General features: G+C 71.3%; 20 protein-coding genes and 1 pseudogene. 11 read left to right on the forward strand and 10 right to left on the reverse strand.

Annotated elements, in window-relative coordinates:
- Positions 1 to 2: 2 nt before the first annotated feature.
- Together KGS77_RS28945 and KGS77_RS28950 are read right to left on the reverse strand one after the other, a co-directional pair.
- Positions 3 to 1,832 (reverse strand): glycoside hydrolase family 15 protein, encoded by a 1,830-nt coding sequence (locus KGS77_RS28945; protein ID WP_242586092.1) that lies wholly within the window; start codon positions 1,830 to 1,832, stop codon positions 3 to 5.
- Between the two features lie 30 nt (positions 1,833 to 1,862).
- Positions 1,863 to 2,801, reverse strand: coding sequence for an SURF1 family protein (locus KGS77_RS28950; RefSeq protein WP_242586093.1), 939 nt, complete (start codon positions 2,799 to 2,801; stop codon positions 1,863 to 1,865).
- 200 nt (positions 2,802 to 3,001) lie between these two features.
- On the opposite strand from KGS77_RS28950, the gene KGS77_RS28955 reads away from it, so the two are divergent.
- Positions 3,002 to 3,253, forward strand: coding sequence for a hypothetical protein (locus KGS77_RS28955; protein ID WP_242586094.1), 252 nt, complete (start codon positions 3,002 to 3,004; stop codon positions 3,251 to 3,253).
- Here the strand turns inward: KGS77_RS28955 and KGS77_RS28960 are convergent.
- The gene (locus KGS77_RS28960) at positions 3,243 to 4,262 is read right to left on the reverse strand and encodes a DEDDh family exonuclease (protein WP_242587754.1); all 1,020 of its coding nucleotides are present in this window, start codon (positions 4,260 to 4,262) and stop codon (positions 3,243 to 3,245) included. The two genes, KGS77_RS28955 and KGS77_RS28960, sit on opposite strands and share 11 nt — an antisense overlap.
- Before the next feature lie 272 nt (positions 4,263 to 4,534).
- Complete coding sequence (locus KGS77_RS28965; RefSeq protein ID WP_347404541.1) at positions 4,535 to 5,311, reverse strand: helix-turn-helix domain-containing protein; 777 nt, start codon at positions 5,309 to 5,311, stop codon at positions 4,535 to 4,537.
- 115 nt (positions 5,312 to 5,426) lie between these two features.
- Here KGS77_RS28965 and KGS77_RS28970 point away from each other — a divergent pair, with 115 nt between their 5' ends.
- The 4 genes from KGS77_RS28970 to KGS77_RS28985 all read left to right on the forward strand — a co-directional run bounded on the left by KGS77_RS28970 (position 5,427) and on the right by KGS77_RS28985 (position 10,029).
- Positions 5,427 to 6,314: an acetoacetate decarboxylase family protein gene (locus tag KGS77_RS28970; protein ID WP_242586095.1), complete on the forward strand. Its 888-nt coding sequence runs from the start codon at positions 5,427 to 5,429 to the stop codon at positions 6,312 to 6,314.
- The gene (locus tag KGS77_RS28975; protein WP_242586096.1) at positions 6,314 to 7,204 is read left to right on the forward strand and encodes an SDR family NAD(P)-dependent oxidoreductase; all 891 of its coding nucleotides are present in this window, start codon (positions 6,314 to 6,316) and stop codon (positions 7,202 to 7,204) included. The genes KGS77_RS28970 and KGS77_RS28975 overlap by 1 nt, the downstream gene beginning before the upstream one ends.
- Positions 7,205 to 7,298: 94 nt before the next feature.
- A complete protein-coding gene (locus KGS77_RS28980) occupies positions 7,299 to 8,591 on the forward strand; it encodes an amidohydrolase family protein (protein WP_242586097.1) in 1,293 nt (430 codons plus the stop codon).
- Entirely contained in the window at positions 8,584 to 10,029 is a 1,446-nt protein-coding gene (locus KGS77_RS28985; RefSeq protein WP_242586098.1) for an amidohydrolase family protein, read from the forward strand. The genes KGS77_RS28980 and KGS77_RS28985 overlap by 8 nt, the downstream gene beginning before the upstream one ends.
- Before the next feature lie 9 nt (positions 10,030 to 10,038).
- Here the strand turns inward: KGS77_RS28985 and KGS77_RS28990 are convergent, their stop codons facing one another.
- On the reverse strand, positions 10,039 to 10,812 hold the full coding sequence (locus KGS77_RS28990; RefSeq protein ID WP_242586099.1) for a peptidase E: 774 nt from the start codon (positions 10,810 to 10,812) through the stop codon (positions 10,039 to 10,041).
- 210 nt (positions 10,813 to 11,022) lie between these two features.
- Between KGS77_RS28990 and KGS77_RS28995 the strand changes: the two genes are divergently transcribed.
- A complete protein-coding gene (locus KGS77_RS28995; RefSeq protein ID WP_242586100.1) occupies positions 11,023 to 11,985 on the forward strand; it encodes a sterol desaturase family protein in 963 nt (320 codons plus the stop codon).
- A gap of 140 nt (positions 11,986 to 12,125) precedes the next feature.
- Positions 12,126 to 12,791 carry a lysoplasmalogenase gene (locus KGS77_RS29000; protein WP_242587756.1) on the forward strand — a complete coding sequence of 222 codons (666 nt, stop codon included), beginning with the start codon at positions 12,126 to 12,128 and terminating at the stop codon, positions 12,789 to 12,791.
- 146 nt (positions 12,792 to 12,937) lie between these two features.
- Here the strand turns inward: KGS77_RS29000 and KGS77_RS29005 are convergent, their stop codons facing one another.
- Entirely contained in the window at positions 12,938 to 14,464 is a 1,527-nt protein-coding gene (locus KGS77_RS29005; RefSeq protein WP_242586101.1) for a S8 family serine peptidase, read from the reverse strand.
- 375 nt (positions 14,465 to 14,839) lie between these two features.
- On the reverse strand, positions 14,840 to 14,977 hold the full coding sequence (locus KGS77_RS29010; protein ID WP_242586102.1) for a hypothetical protein: 138 nt from the start codon (positions 14,975 to 14,977) through the stop codon (positions 14,840 to 14,842).
- 235 nt (positions 14,978 to 15,212) lie between these two features.
- On the opposite strand from KGS77_RS29010, the gene KGS77_RS29015 reads away from it, so the two are divergent.
- From KGS77_RS29015 to moaA, 3 genes are all read left to right on the forward strand, one after another.
- A complete protein-coding gene (locus KGS77_RS29015; RefSeq protein ID WP_242586103.1) occupies positions 15,213 to 15,557 on the forward strand; it encodes a DUF485 domain-containing protein in 345 nt (114 codons plus the stop codon).
- Between the two features lie 5 nt (positions 15,558 to 15,562).
- Complete coding sequence (locus KGS77_RS29020) at positions 15,563 to 17,212, forward strand: cation acetate symporter (RefSeq protein ID WP_242587757.1); 1,650 nt, start codon at positions 15,563 to 15,565, stop codon at positions 17,210 to 17,212.
- Positions 17,213 to 17,425: 213 nt separating this feature from the next.
- The gene (gene moaA / locus KGS77_RS29025) at positions 17,426 to 18,415 is read left to right on the forward strand and encodes a GTP 3',8-cyclase MoaA (protein ID WP_242586104.1); all 990 of its coding nucleotides are present in this window, start codon (positions 17,426 to 17,428) and stop codon (positions 18,413 to 18,415) included.
- On the opposite strand, the gene KGS77_RS29030 is transcribed toward moaA, so the two are convergent.
- Positions 18,398 to 18,643 (reverse strand): hypothetical protein, encoded by a 246-nt coding sequence (locus KGS77_RS29030; RefSeq protein ID WP_242587758.1) that lies wholly within the window; start codon positions 18,641 to 18,643, stop codon positions 18,398 to 18,400. The two genes, moaA and KGS77_RS29030, sit on opposite strands and share 18 nt — an antisense overlap.
- A gap of 313 nt (positions 18,644 to 18,956) precedes the next feature.
- Positions 18,957 to 19,330 (reverse strand): annotated as a pseudogene (locus KGS77_RS29035) (DUF3099 domain-containing protein).
- Between the two features lie 219 nt (positions 19,331 to 19,549).
- On the opposite strand from KGS77_RS29035, the gene KGS77_RS29040 reads away from it, so the two are divergent.
- A complete protein-coding gene (locus tag KGS77_RS29040) occupies positions 19,550 to 19,822 on the forward strand; it encodes a GlsB/YeaQ/YmgE family stress response membrane protein (RefSeq protein WP_242586105.1) in 273 nt (90 codons plus the stop codon).
- Positions 19,823 to 19,950: 128 nt separating this feature from the next.
- Here KGS77_RS29040 and tyrS read toward each other — a convergent pair whose 3' ends face one another.
- The gene (gene tyrS / locus KGS77_RS29045; RefSeq protein WP_242586106.1) at positions 19,951 to 21,354 is read right to left on the reverse strand and encodes a tyrosine--tRNA ligase; all 1,404 of its coding nucleotides are present in this window, start codon (positions 21,352 to 21,354) and stop codon (positions 19,951 to 19,953) included.
- Positions 21,355 to 21,385: the final 31 nt, after the last annotated feature.

Below are 21,385 nucleotides of genomic sequence, written 5' to 3' on the forward strand. Positions count from 1 at the left end.
ACTCAGTGTGCCCCGGCGGACCCGAACAGGGTGAAGGCGGTCTGGATCAGGCCGACGTGGCTGAACGCCTGCGGGTAGTTGCCGAGCTGGCGGCCGAAGGCGGGGTCGTACTCCTCGGCCAGCAGCCCGACGTCGTTGCGGAGCGTCAGCAGCTTTTCGAACAGCGCGCGGGCCTCGTGCTCACGTCCCGTCAGGTACAGCGCGTCGGCGAGCCAGAAGGAGCAGACGAGGAAGGCGCCGTCGCTGCCGGGCAGCCCGTCGATCGTCAGGCCGTCGGCGGTGGCGCCGTCGATGGTGTAGCGGCGCACGAGTCCGTCGGCGCCCAGCTCCCGGCGTACCGCGTCGACCGTACCGATCACCCGGGGATCCTTGCCCGGCAGAAAACCCAGGCGGGGGATGAGCAGGGTCGCGGCGTCCAGTTCGGCGGACCCGTAGGACTGGGTGAAGGTGTTGCGCTCCGGGTCGTAGCCCCGCTCGCAGACCTCGCGGTGGACGGTGTCACGCATCGCCCGCCACCGCCCCGGGTCCCCGCGCAGCGTGGGCCGGGCCTCCAGCGCGCGGACGGCGCGGTCCGCCGCGACCCAGGCCATGACCTTGGAGTGCACGAAGTGCCGGCACGGCCCGCGGACCTCCCACAGCCCCTCGTCGGGCTCGCGCCAGTTGCCCTCCAGGAACTCCAGCAGTGCGCGCTGGATGCTCCAGGAGTGCGGCTTGGCCGGCAGGCCGGCGGTGCGCGCGATGTGCAGGGAGTCCAGCACCTCGCCGTACACGTCGAGTTGACGCTGTTCGACGGCGGCGTTGCCGGTGCGTACGGGCACGGAGCCGCCGTAACCGCTCAGCCAGGGCAGTTCGCTCTCCGCCAGCCGCCGCTCGCCGCCCAGGCCGTACATGATCTGGAGGTCGGCGGGATCGCCGGCCACCGCGCGCAGCAGCCAGTCGCGCCAGGCGGCGGCCTCCTCCAGGTAGCCGGCGGACACCAGGGACTTCAGGGTCAGGCTGGAGTCGCGCAGCCAGCAGTAGCGGTAGTCCCAGTTGCGTACGCCGCCGAGCTCCTCGGGGAGGGAGGTGGTGGGGGCCGCGACGATGCCGCCGGTGGGGGCGAAGGTCAGCGCCTTGAGGGTGATCAGGGAGCGCAGCACGGCCGCGCGGTGCGGTCCGTCGTACCGGCAGCGCGCGGCCCACGCCTCCCAGTCCTCCACAGTGGACTCCAGCGCCTCGTACGGGTCGATGACGCGCGGGCGCGGCTCATGGGAGGGGTGCCAGGTCAGGACGGCGGTCACCCGCTCGCCCGGGGCGAGGGTGAATTCCGAACGGGTGCTGAAGTCCTGCCCGTAGGTCTTGACCTCGGGTTCGGTGCGCAGCCATACGGAATCGGGGCCCGCCACCGCGACCCGGCAGCCCTGCGCGCGGCGCACCCAGGGCACGACGTGGCCGTAGCCGAAGCGCAGCCGCAGGACGCTGTGCATCTCGACGCTGCCGCGCAGGCCCTCGGCGATCCGGACGACGTCGGGCGCCCGGTCGCGCTGCGGCATGAAGTCGGTGACCTTGACGGCGCCGGTGGGGGTCTCCCAGACGGTGTCCAGGACCAGCGAGTCACCGCGGTAGGACCGCCGGGGGCGGGCGTCGGGGGCGGCGGGCGCCAGCAGCCAGTGCCCGTTGTCCCGGTCACCGAGGAGAGCGGCGAAGCAGGCGGCGGAGTCGAAGCGGGGCAGACACAGCCAGTCGATGGAACCGCCGCGGCGGACGAGTGCGGCGGTCTGCAGGTCGCCGATGAGTGCGTAGTCCTCGATGTATGGGTCCTCGTTGTATGCGTCCTCGGTATCTGCGTGCACTCAGCGCTTTCTTCCCGCTGGGCGGGGGTGCTATTCGGTGGCGGCGGCTGTACGGGCGACCGGTCCGGTGGCGACGGCGGAGCCATCCGTGCCGTCCGGTTTGTCCGAGTCATTCGAACTGCCCGGGTCAACCGGGGTATCCGAGCCATCCGAACCGTCCGGGCCATCGGAGCCGTCCGGGTCCGTACCGGCTTCCCGGGCGGCGGCCTCCTTGGCCGCGGCCTCGGCCCGGTCCCGGCGCTCGCGGCGTACCAGGACGAACCACCCGACGGGCACGGCCGCGGCGAACAGCCACCACTGGACCGCGTACGCCATGTGCGGACCGATGCTGTCGTGGTCCGGCGCGGGGACCAGCTCCGGCTTGCCGCCGGCGGGCTCGGGCGCGGTCTGCTCGATGTAGCCGCCGAGCACCGGGCGCCCCAGGTGCTTGGCCTGCTGCTCGCTGTTGATCAGCATGAACATCCGGTCCGGCAGTCCGGCCGTGTCCTTGATGCCGCTGGATCCGGTCGTCTCGTCGGCCATCATGCGGCCGGTGACGGTGACCTTCCCGGCGGGTGCGGCGGGCACGTGGGGGAACTTCGTCAGGTCCCGGCCGGAGGCGATCCAGCCGCGGTTGACCAGGACCGACCTGCCGTCCCCGAGGTCCAGAGGGGTCACGACGTAGTAGCCGATGGACTGCTCGTCGGCGGCGGTGCGCTGGCGTACGACGATCTCGTGCCGGGTGTCGTACGTACCGGTGGCCGTGACCCGGCGCCACATGTCCCGGTGCGGCAGGGTCTTGCCGGGCGCGGTCAGGTCGGTGACCGGGACCGGCTTCGCGGTGAGATTGTCCGAGATGAGCTGGTTTTGTGCCACGCGGTGCTGATGGCGGTGGAGCTGCCAGTACCCCAGCTTGATCATGACGGGGATCAGGACGAGACCCACGAGGGTGAGGATCACCCACTGCCGGGACAACAGGAAGCGGTACACGGCTTCGACGGTACCTGGAGGGAAGTGGACCTTCGGCAGGGGGTCCCGGCGCGACGGCGATCGGCACCCGGCGCGCCCCGAGGGGCGGCGGGCAGGGCTCGTCGCCGGTGCGCCCAGGGCGCTGCGCCGACCGGGTAGAACCTTCCGATGGCAGCCCTGTCGGCTTGTCAGTGGGCCGGGTGCCCCCAACGATGCGGTTCATGACATGTTGCGAGGTGTGCGGGAACGACTATGAGCTGGCGTTCACCGTCACGACCCAGGACGGATCGGCGCACGTCTTCGATTCGTTCGCCTGTGCGATTCATCGTATGGCTCCGATCTGTGAGCACTGCCGGGTCCAGATCATCGGGCAGGGCGTCGAGGCCGACGGCCACTGGTACTGCGGGGCGCACTGTGCCCGCGCGGAAGGCAGGGCGGGCATCGTGGACAAGGTGGGCAGCGTCAGCGGGTAGGCCCGGACGCGGGCGCGGGGGCCACGTCCTGGAGGAGTTGCATGAACGCCGCCTCGTCGATGACGGGGGTGCCGAAGGAGCGGGCCTTGACGGTCTTGGAGGTCTGGGCTTCCGGGTCGTTGGTGACCAGCAGGCTCGTCAGGCGCGAGACGCTGGTGGCGACGTGCAGCCCGGCCTCGGTCGCACGGTCCTCCAGCAGCTCGCGGTCCACGGAGGTGTCACCGGAGAAGGCCACCCGCATGCCCTGGACCAGCCGGGCCCCCGGCTCGTACCGCCCGGGGTTGGGGTAGGGGCACGCCGGGCGCTTGCGGGCCGGGCGCCAGGAGGTGGGGCGGTAGGCGGAGGAGGGCTGCCGCCGTTGCGCGGGGACGTCGGACCACTCGGTGAGCGGCTGACAGGCCAGCAGGGGCAGGCGCAGATTCGCCTGCGCGGCCAGCAGCAGGCTGGGACGGAACGCCTCGGCCAGCACCCGGGCGTCGTCCAGGGCGTGGTGGGCGCGTTCCTGTACGACTCCGTAATGGGCCGCGAGGGACTCCAGTTTGTGGTTGGGCAGCGGCAGCCCCAGTTCCTTGGACAGGGCGATGGTGCACAGCCGCTGCCGTACGGGTGCCTCGGCCCTGGCGCGGGCGTACTCGCGGGCGATCATCGACCAGTCGAACATCGCGTTGTGGGCGACCAGGACGCGGCCTTCAAGGCGCCGGGACAGCTCGGGGACGATCTCGGGGAAGAGCGGGGCGGTGGCCAGCATGTCGCTCGTCAGACCGTGGATCCAGACCGGGCCGGGGTCCCGCTGCGGGTTGACCAGGGTGTACCAGTGGTCCTGGACCTCGCCGTGGGTGTCGAGCTGGTAGACGGCGGCGGACACTATCCGGTCGTCGCGGGCCAGGCCGGTGGTCTCCACGTCGACCACCGCGTACCCCTGCGGATACGCGGCCGGCCACGGGGCCGGGAGTCCCTGCGGGGACGGCTGCTGCCCGGTCGTCGGCGTGATCGGGCGGGCTGCTGCCATGCGGTCTTCGAGCATGGTCCCTGAGGATACGGGCCAGGACTGACAACGCCGCCGCCCTCCCCTCGTACGCGGCCCCCGTGGGCGCGGCGTGACCCGGACGTGACCCGGGCGTGACCTCGGCGGGTGGTGGCCCGGGCGGTGGTGGTGCGTGTCGGCCGGCTGTCAACGCGGAGGGGTACGGGGCGGATTGGAACCCGTACGGGCGACGAGGGAGTACGGGGAAGCGGGGCGGCGGGGTGATGCCGGGGTGCTGGAGGCCGGTCGTCGGCGGCTCATTTCATCAGGAGGCCGTCGACGAGTGCGCGTACGGAAGCGGCGAAGAGCTGTTCGGTGTCGGCGGGCCGGGCCAGCGCGCGGGCGAGGGCCGGGTCCTGGCCGGCGGTGGGGGAGGCCCACAGCTCGCTCTCGGTGGGGTGCTGGGCGGGGGCGCGCTCGCGATTCCGCTCCGTCAGGACAAAACCGACGACTTGGAACTGCACCGCTCGTACGGCCTCGGCGGCGAGCGCCCCGCGCAGCCCCGCCGCACCCACCTCGCGGACCAGCGCCTGCTGCGCGGGCAGGAACATCCGCTCCGTCAGCCCGCGTTCGTGGACCATCGCGATCAGATGGGGGCGCTCGCGCAGGGCACGGCGCAGGGCGCAGGCGACGGAGACGACGCGCTGCCGCGGGGTGGCGCCCGTCGGCCGGATCTCGCCCATGTCGCGCACCGTCCGCTCGACCAGGGCGTCCAGGAGCGACTCGCGGTTGCCGACGTGCCAGTAGATGGCGGTCACGGCGCTGCCCAGCTCGGCGGCGAGCGCGCGCATGGTCAGCGCCTGCGGCCCGTCTCTCGTGACGAGCCGCGCCGCGGCGTCCAGGACGTCCGCGCGGGACAGACCGGCGCGCGGCGCCCGTGCGGTCGATGCCGGTTCCTGTACAGAGGCCGGTTCTGGTGCGGGCGCCGGTTCCTGGACGGGGACCGGTTCCGGCGCGGGCGCAGGGTCTGGGGCGGGCGCCGGGTCCGGTGTGGATGCGGAGGGCGGCGTGGGCGCGGACGCCGGTGTCGGCATGGTGCCTCCCATCTGGTCCGTGCACATGTCTTTACCCTTCGGGCATCCCGCTGTAACCGTGTTACAGAACCACGCGGAACCCCCGGTGCGTCAGGACGGCGAAGGGCGGTACGGCATGGCACGCGTACGGTACGGACCGCGCGACGAGGCGGAGACCAGGGCGGCACGGGCAGCCGCCGGCCCGCTCCCGGAGATCTGGTCCACAGGAGTCACCGCCATCTGGGAGAGCGACCCGCAGGTGGTCGCGGCGGTGCTCCCGCCGCCCCTGGAACCGCCCGCCACGCCGCTCGTACGGGCACACATCGGCACGGTGGAGCTGCCCGGCGCGCCGCTCGGCGCCGGCTCGGTGGCCGTGGCCGCCCGGCACCGCGGGCGCGCGGGCTGGTATCCGCTGGTCATGCCGATGACGCACGAGCGGGCACTGACCGGCGGGCGCGAGGTGTTCGGCGAGCCCAAGAAGCTCGGCGAGGTCGTCCTGGAGCGGGACGGCACCGCCGTACGGGCGTGGCTGGCCCGGCACGGCGTGGCGTTCGTGGAGGTGAGTGGCGAGGTGACCGGGCCGCTGCCGCCGCCGGAGCCGGCCGTGAAGCTGGACTTCTACTTCAAGTTCCTGCCCGCCGTGGACGGTTCGGGCTTCGACGGCGATCCGCTGCTGGTGTACTGCACCCGCCGCGAGAGGGTCCGCCGCCTGGAGGCGGTCACCGGCGAGCTGGTGTTGCGCGAGTCGCCCTTCGACCCGGTGGCCGACCTGCCGGTGCGCCGTCTGGTGGAGATCACCGTCGCGGAGAAGACCACGGACCAGAAAGGCGAGGTCATCGAACGGGTGAGCGGTGCCGCGCTGCTCCCATACATCCACCAGCGGTACGACGACGCCGGGCAGATCCTGGACGGGCCGCCCCCGCCTCCGCCACCGCCGGCCGCCCCGGCCACCGCCTCCGGAGCCACCACCTCCGGGGCTGCTGCCTCCCGGCCGGCACCCGCCCGGCGCGGCGGGAGCGCCTGATGGAGCTGCGCGCCGGACAGACCGCCGTCGTCACCGGTGCGGCGAGCGGGATCGGCCTGGCGATGGCACGCCGGTTCGCCGCCGAGGGGCTGCGGGTGGTCCTCGCGGACGTGGAGGAGCCCGCGCTGGAGAAGGCCGCGGCCGAACTGCGCGCGGACGGCGCGACGGTGCTGGCCCACACCGTCGACGTCGCCGAGCGCGCGTCCGTGGAGGAACTGGCCGCCGCCGCGTACGAGACCTTCGGCGCCGTCCACGTGCTGTGCAACAACGCGGGCGTGGGATCCGGCGCCGAGGGACGCATGTGGGAGCACGACCCGCGCGACTGGGAGTGGGCCTTCGCGGTCAACGTATGGGGCGTCTTCCACGGTGTGCAGTGCTTCCTGCCCAGGATGCTGGCGGCCGGCGAGCCCGGCCACGTCGTGAACACCTCCTCGGCGGACGGCGGGATCGCGCCGCTGCCCACCGCGTCCGTCTACGCCGTCACCAAGGCCGCCGTCGTGACGATGACCGAGTCGCTGTACGCACATCTGAAGGCGGAGCGGGCGGCGGTGGGCGCCTCGGTGCTCTTCCCCGGTCCGCACATGCTCCGTACGGGCCTGTGGGCCTCGCACCGCAACCGGCCCGCGCGCTACGCCAAGTCACGCCCCCGCAAGACCCCTTACCGCAGCCTGGAGCAGTGGGAGGCGGCGATGGCGCGGGCCGGGCACGAGGTCGCCTTCACCCCGGTCGAGGAGGTCGCGGAGCTGGTCGTGGACGGCATCCGGGCCGGCCGATTCTGGATGCTGCCGGCGAGCGAGCGCAGCGACGCGCAGATCAGGGCCCGGTCGCAGTCGATGCTGGACCGCTCCGACCCGGCCTATTTGGAGAGCTTCATCCTCGACCGGGACTGACCGGGAGGCGGGGCAGGGGCCCAGGGTCGAGGGGCAAGGGCGAAGGCGAAGGAACTGAGAAGCGAAGGAACCGAGGACCGAGGGGTGCCGAGCGATGGAAGACCCGCACAGCCGTCCGTACCTGATCATCTCCTCCGACTGCCACGCCGGACCGCCCACCGAGGAGTACCGCCCCTATCTGGAGCAGCGGTTCCACCGGGCCTTCGACGACTTCCTCGCTCAACGTGCCGCGCGCCGCGCGGACATGACACGGCTGGGCATACGGAACGAGGCGTTCGCCGACAAGTGGTTCCGCGACCACGAGGAAGGGCTGCGCGGAGGCTGGGACGCCGCGCAGCGCGCCAAGGAACTGGACGGCGACGGAGTGGCGGCCGAGGTCGTCTTCCCGGACGCCGACGCCGTGGACAGCGGCACCGCCCCGCCCTTCGGAGTGGGCCTGGGCCTGACCGGCGACCACGACCCGGAGCTGGGCATGGCGGGCGCGCGGGCACACAACCGCTGGCTCGCCGAGTTCTGCGCCACCGACCCCGAGCGCCACTGCGGGGTCGCCCTGCTGCCCGTCACCGCCGAGCCGGATCTGGTCCTCGCCGAGATCCGCCGCGCCAAGGAGTCGGGCCTGGGCGCGCTGATGATCCCGGCGATGTGGGGGGAGCGGGCCCCGTACCACGACCGCCGTTACGACCCCGTGTGGGCGGCTGCCGCCGAGGCCCGGATGCCCGTCCTGACGCACTCCGGGGCCGCGCCCCGCCACGAGTACGGCGACCACCTCGGCATCTACGTCTCCGAGGTCACCTGGTGGCCGTCCCGGCCGCTGTGGTTCCTGCTGTGGTCCGGCGTCTTCGAACGCCACCCCGGGCTGCGGTTCGGCGTCGCGGAGTCGGGCTGCTGGTGGCTGCCGAACCTGCTGTGGTTCATGGACCGGCTGTACATGGGCGCGCACGGCGGCAAGAAACTCTCGCCGTTCCCCGGGCTCAAGCGTCCGCCGCACGAGTACCTCGACCGCAACGTCTTCATCTGCGCGACCAACACCAAGCGCCGCGAACTGGCACAGCGCTACGAGATCGGCGTCGACAACATCCTGTGGGGCTCGGACTTCCCGCATCCGGAGGGCACCTGGCCCGACACCCGTAGCTGGCTGAGGAAGACCTTCCATGACATTCCGATCGGTGAGACCCGCCGCATGCTGGGCGAGTCGGCGACCGAGATCTTCGGCTTCGACCGGGCCGCGCTGGAGCCCCTCGCCCGCCGCATCGGCCCCACGCCCGCCGAACTGGGCCAGCCGGCGAACCAGGCGCCGGTGGAAGCCGCCTGGCGCCGCGCCCGGACGACCGGCCGCCACTGGCTGACCGGCTTCGACTTCCCGTACGTGGGAGTGGGCGATGACTGACACCGGCGGGGGCGGGGGCGACAGGGTCCGGGGCGGTACGGCATACGACGACAAGGCATACGACGACAAGGCATACGACGACAAGGCATACGACGACAAGGCGTACAACGACAAGGCGTACGACGCAGGAAGCGCCCGGCGCGCGTCCGGCCGATACACCGTCATCTCCGCCGACTGCCACGCCGGCGCGGACCTCCTGGACTACAAGCCGTACCTGGAGTCCCGCCACCACGACGCGTTCGACGCCTGGGCCGCCGACTACGTCAATCCGTACGAGGACCTGCTCGCCGACACCGCCGACCGCAACTGGAACTCCCGGCGGCGGCTGGCGGAACTGGAAGCGGACGGCATCGTCGCCGAAGTGATCTTCCCCAACACCGTTCCGCCCTTCTTCCCCAGCGCCTCGCTGCTGGCCCCGGCACCCTCGCGCGCGGAGTTCGAACTGCGCTGGGCGGGACTGCGCGCCCACAACCGCTGGCTCGCCGACTTCTGCGCCGACGCGCCGGGGCGGCGGGCCGGCGTCGCCCAGATCCTCCTGAACGATGTCGGTGAAGCGGTACGGGAGGTCCGCAGGACCAAGGAGGCGGGACTGACCGGCGGCGTCCTGCTGCCCGGCACCCCGCCCGGCTCCGGCCTTCCCGAACTCCACTCCCGGGTGTACGACCCCCTGTGGGCGGTCTGCGCGGACCTGGGCATCCCGGTCAACCACCACGGCGGCTCCGCCTCCCCGCCCCTGGGCGAGGAACCCGCGGCCCGTGCCGTGTTCATGGTGGAGACGACCTGGTTCTCACACCGGGCCCTGTGGCACCTCGTCTTCGGCGGCGCCTTCCACCGCCACCCGGACCTCACCCTCGTCCTCACCGAACAGGGCTCGGGGTGGATACCGGGTGTCCTGGAGATGCTGGACTACTACTACCGGCGGCTCGTCGCGCACGTACCCGAGGAGAAGGCGACCGGGACGGGAACGCGGAGGGAAGCCACGGCGGGGGCAGGAACGCGGAGCGAAGCCACGGCGGGGACGGCCGAGGCCAAGTTCGGCACCGGCCTGGCCGCGTCGATGGGGGCCGCCCCGAGCGAGGTGTGGCGGTCCAACTGCTGGGTGGGCGCCAGTTTCATGCGCCCGCACGAGGTGCCGCTGCGCCACCGCATCGGCCTGGACAAGATCATGTGGGGCAGTGACTACCCCCACGACGAGGGCACCCACCCCCACAGCCGCGAGGCCCTGCGGATCGCCTACGCGGGCCTTCCCGAGGAGGAGGTCGCGGCCATGGCGGGCGGCAACGCGGCCCGTGTGTACGGCTTCGACCTCGCCCTGCTGGCGCCGGTCGCGGCCCGGGTCGGTCCCACGGTCCAGGAGATCGCACAGCCGCTGACGGCGGTGCCCGAGGGCGCCACCAGCCCGGCGTTCGCCCCTGGCGGGGCGGTCAGGGTGTGGTGATCCGGGTGGTCAGGGGGAGGTGATCGCGGCGGTCGGCGCACCGGGCCCGGCAGTGGGGCCGGGCCCGCGGGCGGTGAGCAGCCGGGCGGGCAGGGCCTCTTCCCGTACGGCACAGCCGCCGGCGGCGGCATCGGTGACCACCCGGTGCAGCGAGGCGCCCTCCTTGCGCGTGACGGCCTCCGCGAGGTGGCCGTCCACGAACAGTGCGGCGGCGCCGTCGTCGAGCGCCCACCCGCCGGGCAGGGCACCGGCGGCCAGCGCGGACCGATAGCCGCAGCGGCGGCCCGGCTCGCTGTCGTAGTGCGGACACAGGCTCCCGGGCAGCAGGCCGAGGCCGTCGGCGAGCGGGCGCAAGGGGCCGAAGGAGTCGGTCAGACAGCCCTGGAACCAGCAGCAGGCGCCGGCGCTGATGCCGCACAGCAGCACCCCGGACGCGTACGCCTCGCGCAGGATCTCGTCCAGGCCGTGCAGCCGCCACAGGGCGAGCAGGTTGGCGGTGCTGCCGCCGCCGACGTACACCACGTCCTGAGAGAGGATCAGGGAGCGCAGGTCGGCGTCGGTGCGCCGGAACAGCGGCAGATGGACCGTGCCGCAGTCGCCCCGGCCGCCCAGGACGTCGTGGAAACGGTCGATGTACCCCTGCGCGTCGCCGCTCGCGGTGGGCAGGAAGCAGACCCCGGGCCGCTCCCGCCCCGCCGCGCGGAGCACGAAGTCGTCGAGCAGGGTGTCGGGGTCGGTGGAGAAACCGCCACCGAGCAGGACGATCCGACGCGAGGCCGCCACGGGATCTCCTTCCGGCCGTCATCGGCAAGGCACCGCCACAAGGCGCCACAAGACGCCGCCACAAGACGTCACAGCGGCAAGACGTTACGCCCGTGCCGCCGTCCCGTCCCGTCGTTTTCACCGCAAGGGCCGGACAACTGACAACTTGTCTTACATACTTCTCGGTAACACCTCTAGCGGCGCCCCTGTCGGCGGATTTATGGTGCGAACATGCCGCACCTGCCCGATGTCGTGTTGTGGTCCGTACCGGCGTTCGTCCTGCTGACCCTGGTGGAGTTGGTCAGCTATCGCCTGCATCCGGACGAGGAAGCCGCCGGCTACGACACCAAGGACGCGGCGACCAGCATCACCATGGGGCTGGGCAGCCTGGTCTTCGACGCCCTGTGGAAGATCCCGATCGTCGCCATCTACTCCGCGGTCTACGAACTGACGCCGCTGCGCGTACCGGTGCTGTGGTGGACGCTGCTGCTGATGCTGCTCGCCCAGGACTTCTTCTACTACTGGTCGCACCGCGGGCACCACGTCATCCGCATCCTGTGGGCCTGCCACGTCGTCCACCACTCCAGCAAGCACTTCAACCTCACCACCGCGCTGCGCCAGCCGTGGACGACCTGGACGGTCTGGCCGTTCTACGTGCCGATGGTCGCCCTCGGGGTGCACCCGGCCGCGATCGCCTTCTGCTCCTCGGCGAACCTCGTCTACCAGTTCTGGGTGCACACCGAGCGAGTCGGCAAGCTCCCCAGGCCCCTGGAGTTCGTCTTCAACACCCCCTCGCACCACCGCGTCCACCACGCCTCGCAGGGCGGCTACCTGGACCGTAACTTCGGCGGCATCCTGATCATCTGGGACCGGATGTTCGGCTCGTTCGTGCCGGAGACCGAACGGCCGGTCTTCGGGCTCACCAAGAACATCGAGACCTACAACCCACTGCGGGTGGCCACCCATGAGTACGCCGCCATCGCACGGGACCTGCGGGCGGCCAAGAGCTGGCGGGAGCGCGCCGGGCGGGTGTTCAGGGGGCCGGGCTGGCAGCCCGTGCCCGTACGGCGGCCTTCGGCACCTGAGGAGCGGTCTGCCGGAACCGGGGCGGGTGCCGGAACCGGCACTCCCGCGCAGAGTCCGGCCGCGCCCGCGCCGCGCCCGTCCGCAGAGGAACGGGAACGCGTCGCGTGAGCCGGGCCCCGGCCCCGGCTCCGCCTCCCCGTCCGGCCCGGAGCCGCCGCGTACGCGGAAACTCCTCCGTACGCGCAAGGCTCCCCGTACGCGCAGACGTCTCCGCCCGGCTCCCGGCCCTCCTGTCCGCGCTCTTCCTCGTGCTGGCCGTCACCCACCTGGCCGCACTGCTCACCCGCGCCGTCCCCCTGGAACACCTCACCAAACCCGCCCTGATGCCGGTGCTGGCCGCCTGCGTCCTGGCCCGCGGCGCACCCCGGCAGCTCGCCGCCGCCCTGCTGTTCGGCTGCGGCGGTGACGTCCTCCTCCAGATCGGCGGCGATGTCCCGTTCCTGCTGGGCATGGGCTCCTTCGCGGCCGGTCACCTGTGTTACCTGCGGCTCTTCACACGACGGGGACGCTTCCCGGGCCGCCGCCCCGCCCTGACGGCCACCGCTGCGGCCCTGGTGTACGCGGCCGGCTGGCTCGCGGTGGTGGCGCTGCTGTGGCCGGGCCTGGCGGCGGACATGAAGGGCCCGGTGGCCGGGTACAGCCTGCTGCTCACCGGTACGGCCTTCCAAGCGGTCCGCCTCGGGCCGCGGGCGGCGCTGGGCGGTCTGCTGTTCCTGCTCTCCGACACCCTGATCGCCGGCGGCATCGCCCGGTGGCCGCAGCCGCCCGTACCGCAGTTCTGGATCATGCTGACCTATATCGCGGCCCAGTACGCGCTGGCGGACGGCGTACGACGGGCGTACGCGGCCGGTCCCGGCCCAGCTCACCGGACGACGGCTCGCAGGACGTACCGAAAGGCCCGTACGACCGTGTGACCGCGTCCGCGAACAGGCGGCAGAGCAAGCGGGGGAACGGGCGGCAGAGCAGGCGGCAGAGCAAGCGGAAGAACAGGCGGAAGGGGCCGGACCGAGGTCCGACCCCTTCTTCGTCAGCCGTCCGCCGTGGTGGCGGGTGCGGCGGATTACTCCGTCACGGCGTCGAGGGCGTCGACGATGCCGTAGCCGAAGTGGCTGTTGATGTGCTCGTTACCGGTGCAGGTGGTCTCGGTCGTGGCGCAGCCGGGGTTGTCCGCCTGGGCCTTGAGGAGCCACTGGATCTCCGCCGGGTTGGAGTCCGGGTGGGTGCTCTTGAGCAGCGCGGCGACACCGGCGACGTGCGGCGTGGCCATGGACGTGCCGGCCAGGTAGGCGTAGTCACCGTCAGGCATGGTGGACAGGATGTTGCCGTTCTTGGCGGGGGACGGCGGGACCTGCTTGCTGTCGCCGCCGGGCGCCGCCACGTCGATCACGTTCAGGCCGTAGTTGGAGTAGCTCGACTTGAGCTTCTTCACGCCCGTCGCGGCGACCGTGACCGTACCCGGGAGCTGCGTGGGGACGTCCCAGCAGGTCTTGGGGTTGATCTTGCGTTCGACCGGGGTGGAGTCGTTGGGGCTGGACTTGTCGACGAGGGAGTCGGCGTTCAGGTCCAGGTTGGAGTTGCCCGCGGCGGCGACGTTGATGGCGCCCTTGCGCTGGGCGTACTTCGCCGCCCGGCCGACCGCGTCAACGATGGCGCCCTGGTCGGCGTCATCCTTGCAGTTGAACATCCACGGGTCGACGTAGTAGCTGTTGTTGGTGACCTGGACGCCGTGGTCGGCCGCGAAGACGAAGGCGCAGACCACGCTCTCGGCGTAGAACAGGCTGGTCTTGGGCTCGCTGACCTTGATGGCGGAGACCTTCACGCCCGGGGCCACACCCGCCACGCCGATGCCGTTGCGGGCCGCCGCGATCGTGCCCGCGACATGCGTGCCGTGGTAGTCCGACTCGGGGTCGTACGGACGCCACGAGCCCTTGGTGGTGTCGGCGACGCCGCCCACGCAGTTGGCGGACTGCCGGGCCGAGAAGTTCGGCTTCAGGTCCGGGTGGGTGTCGTCCACGCCGGTGTCGATGACGGCGACGGTGACCTTCTTGCTGCCCGGGTTGACCTTGGCGGCCTTGTCGGCCTTGATGGCACCCAGGTCCCACTGGAGCGACTCCAGGGGCTCCTTGCCGCTCTTCTTGGCGGCTGCGGCGACGGCGCTGTTCTTGGCCGCGGCCAGCGCCTGCTTGGGCAGCTTGAGCTTCTGCGGCTTGCCGATGTCCGTGGTGCCCAGGGGCTTGAGCGGCGCGGTACGGGTCGCGCCCGCCGACTGCACGCCGGGGACCTTGCGCATGGTCGCGGCGAACTGCGGGTTGGCGGAGTGGACGACGATCACGCCGATCTTCTCGTAGGCGATGATCACCTTCCCGCCGGCCTCGGCTATCGCCTTCTTCACCTTGGTGACGGTGGCGTTGTCGGCGGTGGTGTTCACCACGTACGACAGCAGCGGCCCTTTGGTGGTGGCGGCCTTCGGCGCCACGTCCTTCGGCGCCGCGGTGGCGGCGCCCGGCAGGAAGCCGAGGGAGGCCGTCAGAGCCAGCCCGAGCGGGACGGCCAGCGCCCCCATGCGTCTGGATCGGGGAAGTGCCATGGGCAGGGGTACTCCACATCATCCGTGAGACCGCCCGCACACAGGTCGTGTACGGGCGGGTGCCTGTCCGGTGCCGCGCCGGTCCGCGGCAGGCCTGCGGACCGCGGCCGGACGGCGAGCCGCCGAAGCGGCTCCGCGCCGTCCCGCGCGGCAGGTTGCCAGTGAAGTTATCGGGCCGCACCGTCGAACATCAATGGACTACGGAGAAAACCTGTCACAAGCCGCGCATTGACGCCCTGTCAGCCCATCGCGGCACATGGCGCGGCACACGGCACGGCACCCGGCCCATCAGGGGGCGCACCACGGCGCCCGGCCCGCCGCATCGCGCACCACGGCGCCCGGCCCGCCACGGAGCACGCCGGGGCGCGCGGCCCGTCAGGGCGTCGTACGCCGCAGCGTGACGATGCTCAGCGGCGGCAGCGGCACCCGGGGCCCGTACCACCGCCCGGACGGCGCCGGACCGGCCGGGCGCCGGGTCAGCGGCCGGACCGCGACGGGGGCGGGCAGCCGCACGCTTCCGTACGGCCGGCGGTCGGGCCCTGGTGGCGGCTGGGGTGGCGGGGGCGTCACACCCGGCTCAACGAACGGGCTCTTGAGCGGTGGCGGCCACGGCGGCGCGTTCCTGCGGAGTTCAACCAACGCCCCCTGTCTTATCCGGTGCCACGCCTCTACGATGCGTGATCCACGTCACTTATCCGCGCTTTACTGTCGGGCTCCGTCACCCCCTTCCAGCCACCAGGAGAATCCCGTGAGCACCGCACCGCCCACCCGTCCGGGACCGCACGAGTTCCCGGACTTCACCGATGTCCAGTCCAGCGCGGAGTTCAGCGAACTACGCCGTGCCCACCGCTCCTTCGCCTTCCCGCTCACCATCGCCTTCATCGCCTGGTACCTGCTGTACGTCCTGCTCTCCAACTACGCCGGCGACTTCATGGGCACCAAGGTCTTCGGCCATGTCAACGTCGCCTTCCTCCTCGGCGTCGCCCAGTTCCTGACGACCTTCCTCATCGCCTGGTGGTACTCCCGCCACGCCGCCGCCAAGCTCGACCCCAAGGCCGAGGCGATCAAGTCACGCCTGGAGGGCGACGCATGAACGCCATGTACGGCACGGACCACGTGTACGGGACGAACGTCACGTACGAGCTCGCCGCCGGCGGTGCGGAGGAGCACCGCGCGCTGATCATCACACTCTTCGCCGTCTTCGTCGCGGCCACCTTGGCCATCACCGTCTGGGCCGGGCGCCGCACCAAAGGGGCCGAGGACTTCTACGCCGGCGGCCGTCAGTTCAGCGGCTTCCAGAACGGCCTGGCCATCTCCGGCGACTACATGTCCGCCGCGTCCTTCCTGGGCATCGCCGGAGCCATCGCCCTGTTCGGCTACGACGGCTTCCTGTACTCCATCGGCTTCCTCGTCGCCTGGCTCGTGGCACTCCTGCTGGTCGCCGAACCGCTGCGCAACTCGGGCCGCTTCACGATGGGGGACGTACTGGCCTACCGGATGCGCCAGCGCCCGGTCCGTACGGCCGCCGGCATCTCCACCATCGTCGTCTCGATCTTCTACCTGCTCGCCCAGATGGCGGGCGCCGGCGCCCTGGTCACGCTGCTGCTCGGCATCACCAGCGAGGCGGGGAAGATCTTCGTCGTCGTCCTGGTGGGCATCGTGATGATCCTCTACGTGTCCATCGGGGGCATGAAGGGCACCACCTGGGTCCAGATGGTCAAGGCGGTCCTGCTGATCGCCGGAACCCTGCTGATCACCTTCCTGGTGATGCTCAAGTTCCACTTCAACATCTCCACCCTCCTCGGCAGGGCGGCGGAGGTCAGCGGCAAGGGCGCGGCCTTCCTGGAACCCGGCCTGAAGTACGGCGTGAGCGCCACCTCGAAGATCGACTTCATCTCGCTGGGCATCGCGCTGGTCCTGGGCACCGCCGGACTGCCGCACATCCTCATCCGCTTCTACACCGTGCCCACCGCCAAGGCCGCCCGTAAGTCCGTGAACTGGGCCATCGGCATCATCGGCGCCTTCTACCTGATGACCATCGCCCTCGGCTTCGGCGCCGCGGCCCTGATCAGCCCCGACACGATCAAGGCATCCAACAAGGCGGGCAACACCGCCGCGCCGCTGCTGTCCCAGGAGATCGGCGGCGGTGCCGGCTCCACCGGCGGTGCGATCCTGCTGGCCGTCATCTCGGCGGTGGCCTTCGCCACCATCCTCGCCGTCGTCGCCGGCCTCACCCTGGCCTCGTCGTCCTCCTTCGCCCACGACCTGTACGCCAACGTCATCCGCAAGGGCAGGGTGACCGAGAAGGAGGAGATGGCCGCCGCCCGGTGGGCCACGGTCGGCATCGGCGCGGTCGCCATCGTCCTGGGCGTCTTCGCGCGCGGCCTGAACGTCGCGGGCCTGGTGGCCCTGGCCTTCGCGGTCGCCGCCTCCGCCAACCTCCCGACGATCCTCTACAGCCTCTTCTGGAAGCGGTTCACCACTCAGGGCGCCCTGTGGTCCATCTACGGGGGACTGGCCTCCTCCGTCCTGCTGGTGCTCTTCTCGCCGGTCGTCTCCGGCAAGGAGACCTCGATGTTCCCCGGCATGGACTTCCACTTCTTCCCGCTGGAGAACCCCGGCCTGATCTCCATCCCGCTGGGGTTCCTGCTGGGCTGGCTAGGTTCGCTGCTGTCCAAGGAGGAGCCCGACGTGAAGAAGTACGCGGAACTGGAGGTACGGTCCCTCACCGGCACCGGAGCGCACTGAGCGCCGCAGCGTACGGGGAGCCGGGGCGTACGGGGCGTACGGGGCATACGGGGCGCTGAAGCGTACAGAGCACCGGCGTGCAGGGAACCGAGGGCCGTGTCGTGGCCGCCCACGACGCGGCCCTCCGTGATCCGGTGACTCCTGGCTCCTGCCCGTTGTCAGACCCATCGCGTAGGCTCGAAGCCGAAGATCCGTGCTCGGGGAGGGGGCCCAGTGCTCATTGACACATTCGGTCGCGTGGCCACCGACCTGCGTGTTTCGCTGACCGACCGGTGCAACTTGCGGTGTACGTACTGCATGCCGGAAGAGGGCCTGCAGTGGCTCGCCAAGCCCGACCTCCTGACCGACGACGAGATCGTGCGGCTGATCGGTGTCGCGGTCACCGGCCTCGGCATCGAGGAGGTCCGCTTCACCGGCGGTGAACCGCTGCTGCGCCCGGGCCTGACCGGCATCGTGGAGCGGGTCGCCGCCCTCACCCCGCGCCCCCGGATGTCCCTGACCACCAACGGCATCGGGCTGGAGCGGACCGCCGCCGCCCTGCGCGCCGCCGGCCTGGACCGGGTGAACGTCTCCCTGGACACGCTGCGCCCGGAGGTCTTCCAGGCCATGACCCGCCGCAAGCGCCACGACGACGTGCTGCGGGGCCTGGCGGCGGCCCGTGCCGCCGGCCTGACCCCGGTGAAGGTCAACAGCGTCCTGATGCCCGGCCTGAACGACGACGAGGCCCCCGACCTGCTGGCCTGGGCGGTCGAGAACGACTACGAGCTGCGTTTCATCGAGCAGATGCCGCTGGACGCCCAGCACGGCTGGAAGCGCCAGGGCATGATCACCGCCGGTGACATCCTTGCCTCGCTGCGCACCCGCTTCGAGCTGACCCCCGAAAGCCGGGACGAGCGCGGCTCCGCGCCCGCCGAGCGCTGGATCGTGGACGGCGGCCCGCACCGCGTCGGCGTCATCGCCTCGGTGACCCGCCCCTTCTGCGCCGCCTGCGACCGTACGCGGCTGACCGCCGACGGTCAGATCCGTACGTGCCTGTTCGCCACCGAGGAGACGGACCTGCGGGCCGCACTGCGCTCCGGCGCCCCGGACGCGGAGATAGCGCGCATATGGAAGCAGGCGATGTGGGGCAAGAAGGCGGGCTCCGGCCTGGATGACCCGTCCTTCTCGCAGCCCGAGCGCCCGATGTCAGCGATCGGCGGCTGAGTTCTCGTCCGGTCCGTCCTGCCCGTCTCGCCGGTCCTGCCGGTCCTGCCATTCCTCCAGCGTGCACACATCCTTCAAGAAGCCCCGCACGCCAAGGAAATGGGACAGATGCTCACGGTGCTTCTCGCAGGCCAGCCAGGTCTTGCGGCGCTCGGGGGTGTGCAGCTTGGGGTTGTTCCACGCCAGCACCCACACCGCGTCGGCGCGGCAGCCCTTGGCCGAGCAGATGACGGCCTCGGCCGGGGAGTCCTTGCCGCCGGAGCCCGCCGCCTCTGGATTCGTTGAATCGGGGAAGTTCACGACCTCAACCCTACGTCTCACGGTGCTGCGTACCGCCGGGCAGTACCGCCGGGCACCGGAAGCGGACATGGCGACGCCGGGCAGCCACGGGGGGAGCCGCCCGGCGTCGGTCCGTCGCTCCGACGGGGGATGCGGAGCGCGTACGCAGTATGTCATGGGCGACCCGGCGCAGTGCACCGGAACCGCATGATTGATCTGAGCTTTTCTTGAGCTTTGCTGACCGCCCGGAGATCCGCGGAGGTCAGCTCTGCTCACGCCGGGGTTCGCCGAAGTCCGGCCGTGCGGCTTCCGGGACGGGTTCCGCCCGCCCGCTGTGGCCTCCGGGGCCCAGCATCGGCCGGGTGGGCGCGGGGATGAACGTCGACGGGAGTGAAGGGGCGTTCTCCCGCCCGGCGTTGGCGATCACGACCGCGATGTAGGGAAGGGCTATGCCCAGGACCAGCGTGGCGATGGCGACGTGACGCTCGATGTTCCAGAGCACGGCCGTGAGCACGACGGCCACCGTCCGCACCGACATGGAGATCACATACCGGCGCTGCCTGCCCCGTACATCCTCCGACAGCCCCCGACGGGCCCCGTGATCCGGATGGCCTGGGCGCCGGTCTGCTTCCGCATCACGTTCCACCACCTGCTTGTCGTGCCGGAATCCGCCTGCCTCCGGACGTATCCCACGTTACGCCGCGTCTGCGCAGCCTTCGAGACCGGGGCGCGACACACGGTGACCGGGTACGGACCGGCGTCGTGGGGAGCGGCCCGTCCGGCGTGCGGCGTAGCGCTCCGGGGCGAAACTGGCGGTGCACGGCCGCGTTGCGGCGCGCCGCTAGAGGAGGCGACATGACTTGGTTGTGGGCAATCATCGTGGGCCTGGTTCTGGGCCTGCTCGCGAAGGCCATCATCCCGGGCAAGCAGCAGATTCCACTCTGGCTGACCGTCATCTTCGGCATGCTCGGCAGTGTGCTGGGCAACTGGCTGGCGACCGGCATCGGAGTCAACGACACCAAGGGCATCGACTGGACGCGGCATCTGCTGCAACTCGTCGGAGCGGTCGTGGTGGTCGCGATCGGTGACCGCCTGTGGGCCGCCGTCCGAGGCAGAAGCACCACCTGAACCACCGATCGCAAAGAGCGGCAACAGTCACAGCAGCATCAGCAGATGAGGGCGGCCGGCGCACACCCAGCGCGCCGGCCGCCCTCATCCAAGAAGGGCGAACCCTGCCCCATGCCGTACCGGCGGTACTAGCGCCCTTGAAGCTGGGCCAGTTTGCGGCCGGCCTTCAGGTACGTGGTTCCCGGCAGGGCGGCCAGCTTCTCCGAAAGCACCTCGCCCAGCGGGCGGATCGCCTCCGCCTCGGAGAGCACCACCGTCTCCTGGCCCGCGTCGGACTCCACGACCAGCCGCAGCGCGTTCTGCTTGGCCAGCCGGCGGGCCGCCGAGGCACTGGGGGTGAATTCCAGGACCTTGGACAGCACCACCGTGACCGGCTCGGTGCCGTGCTCGGCCACGTCCACCACCGGCAGCGTCCCGACGTCCGCGAAGGACTTCTTGGAGAACTGGGCGGTGAACCCGGCGCGGGCCGCCATCGCCGCCTGCGGTCCGTACAGCGCGGAGACGACCTCACCCGCGAGGATCTTCTTGAGGTCCATCGGGTGCAGCGAGGAGTCCGCCAGCCGCGACCCTACGAGCGCGACCTCCTCGTCCGTCCACTCCGTCCACGCCTTCAGGTACGGCTCGACCAGCCGGTCCGGCACCGACATGATCTTGCCGAAGACGTCGTCGGCGGGCGCGCCGAGGCCGATGTAGTTGCCCTTGGACTTGGACATCTTGGCGCCCGAGCCGTCCGTGCCCTCGATCAGCGGCATGGTGACCACGAGCTGCGGGCGCTGGCCGCGCAGCTCCATGAGCTTGCGGCCCATCTGGAGGTTGAGGAGCTGGTCGGCGCCGCCCAGCTCCACATCGCACTCCAGCGCCACCGAGTCCAGCCCCTGCGCGATCGGGTACAGCAGCTCGGACATCGTCAGCCCGGAGCCCTGCGCCAGCCGCGTACGGAAGTCCTCGCGCTGCAGGAGCTGGGAGACCGGGACCTGGGCGAGCAGGGAGAGCAGCTCGGGGAAGGTGTAGGGCGCCAGCCACTCGCTGTTCTGCCGGAAGCTGACCTTCTCGAAGTCGAAGAAGGGGCGGACCTGCTCCTGGTAGCCGGCGAGGTTGCGTGCGATGTCCTCGTCGGTCAGCGGCGGACGCTCGGCGGTACGGCCGGTCGGGTCGCCGATCTTGGCCGTGAAGTCACCGATGAGCAGCGTGACGTCGTGGCCCATCCGCTGGAAGCGGCTGAGGATGATCATCGGTACGGCGTGCCCGAGGTGCACGTCGGCCGCCGTCGGGTCGATGCCCAGCTTGATGCTCAGGCCCTCGCCCGCCGACCGGCGCTCCTCGATCCGCTCGGCGAGCTTCTCGACGCCCGGCAGCACCTCCACCGTACGGGCGGCGATCAGCTCCGCCTGCTCCTTGGCCGTCAGGTCCGTCAGGTCCAGATAGCGCCGCGCGCCCGTCTCCTTGAGCAGCTCCTCGACCGTGGAGTCGGCGGAGAGATCTGCACGGAGCAGTGCGCTGGCGCGGGCGACGGATTCGCCGAGGCGTGTCATGGCGTTCCTGATCGATCGATGGTCCCGAATG

It is taken from the genome of Streptomyces sp. MST-110588 (assembly GCF_022695595.1).
GTDB lineage: Bacteria > Actinomycetota > Actinomycetes > Streptomycetales > Streptomycetaceae > Streptomyces.

Coding starts and splice junctions, on each gene's coding strand:
- KGS77_RS28955 (WP_242586094.1), top strand. CDS start 3,002: ATGACATGTTGCGAGGTGTGCGGGAACGACTATGAGCTGGCGTTCACC.
- KGS77_RS28960 (WP_242587754.1), bottom strand. CDS start 4,262: ATGGCAGCAGCCCGCCCGATCACGCCGACGACCGGGCAGCAGCCGTCC.
- KGS77_RS28965 (WP_347404541.1), bottom strand. CDS start 5,311: ATGCCGACACCGGCGTCCGCGCCCACGCCGCCCTCCGCATCCACACCG.
- KGS77_RS28970 (WP_242586095.1), top strand. CDS start 5,427: ATGGCACGCGTACGGTACGGACCGCGCGACGAGGCGGAGACCAGGGCG.
- KGS77_RS28975 (WP_242586096.1), top strand. CDS start 6,314: ATGGAGCTGCGCGCCGGACAGACCGCCGTCGTCACCGGTGCGGCGAGC.
- KGS77_RS28980 (WP_242586097.1), top strand. CDS start 7,299: ATGGAAGACCCGCACAGCCGTCCGTACCTGATCATCTCCTCCGACTGC.
- KGS77_RS28985 (WP_242586098.1), top strand. CDS start 8,584: ATGACTGACACCGGCGGGGGCGGGGGCGACAGGGTCCGGGGCGGTACG.
- KGS77_RS28995 (WP_242586100.1), top strand. CDS start 11,023: ATGCCGCACCTGCCCGATGTCGTGTTGTGGTCCGTACCGGCGTTCGTC.
- KGS77_RS29005 (WP_242586101.1), bottom strand. CDS start 14,464: ATGGCACTTCCCCGATCCAGACGCATGGGGGCGCTGGCCGTCCCGCTC.
- KGS77_RS29020 (WP_242587757.1), top strand. CDS start 15,563: ATGTACGGCACGGACCACGTGTACGGGACGAACGTCACGTACGAGCTC.
- KGS77_RS29040 (WP_242586105.1), top strand. CDS start 19,550: ATGACTTGGTTGTGGGCAATCATCGTGGGCCTGGTTCTGGGCCTGCTC.
- tyrS (WP_242586106.1), bottom strand. CDS start 21,354: ATGACACGCCTCGGCGAATCCGTCGCCCGCGCCAGCGCACTGCTCCGT.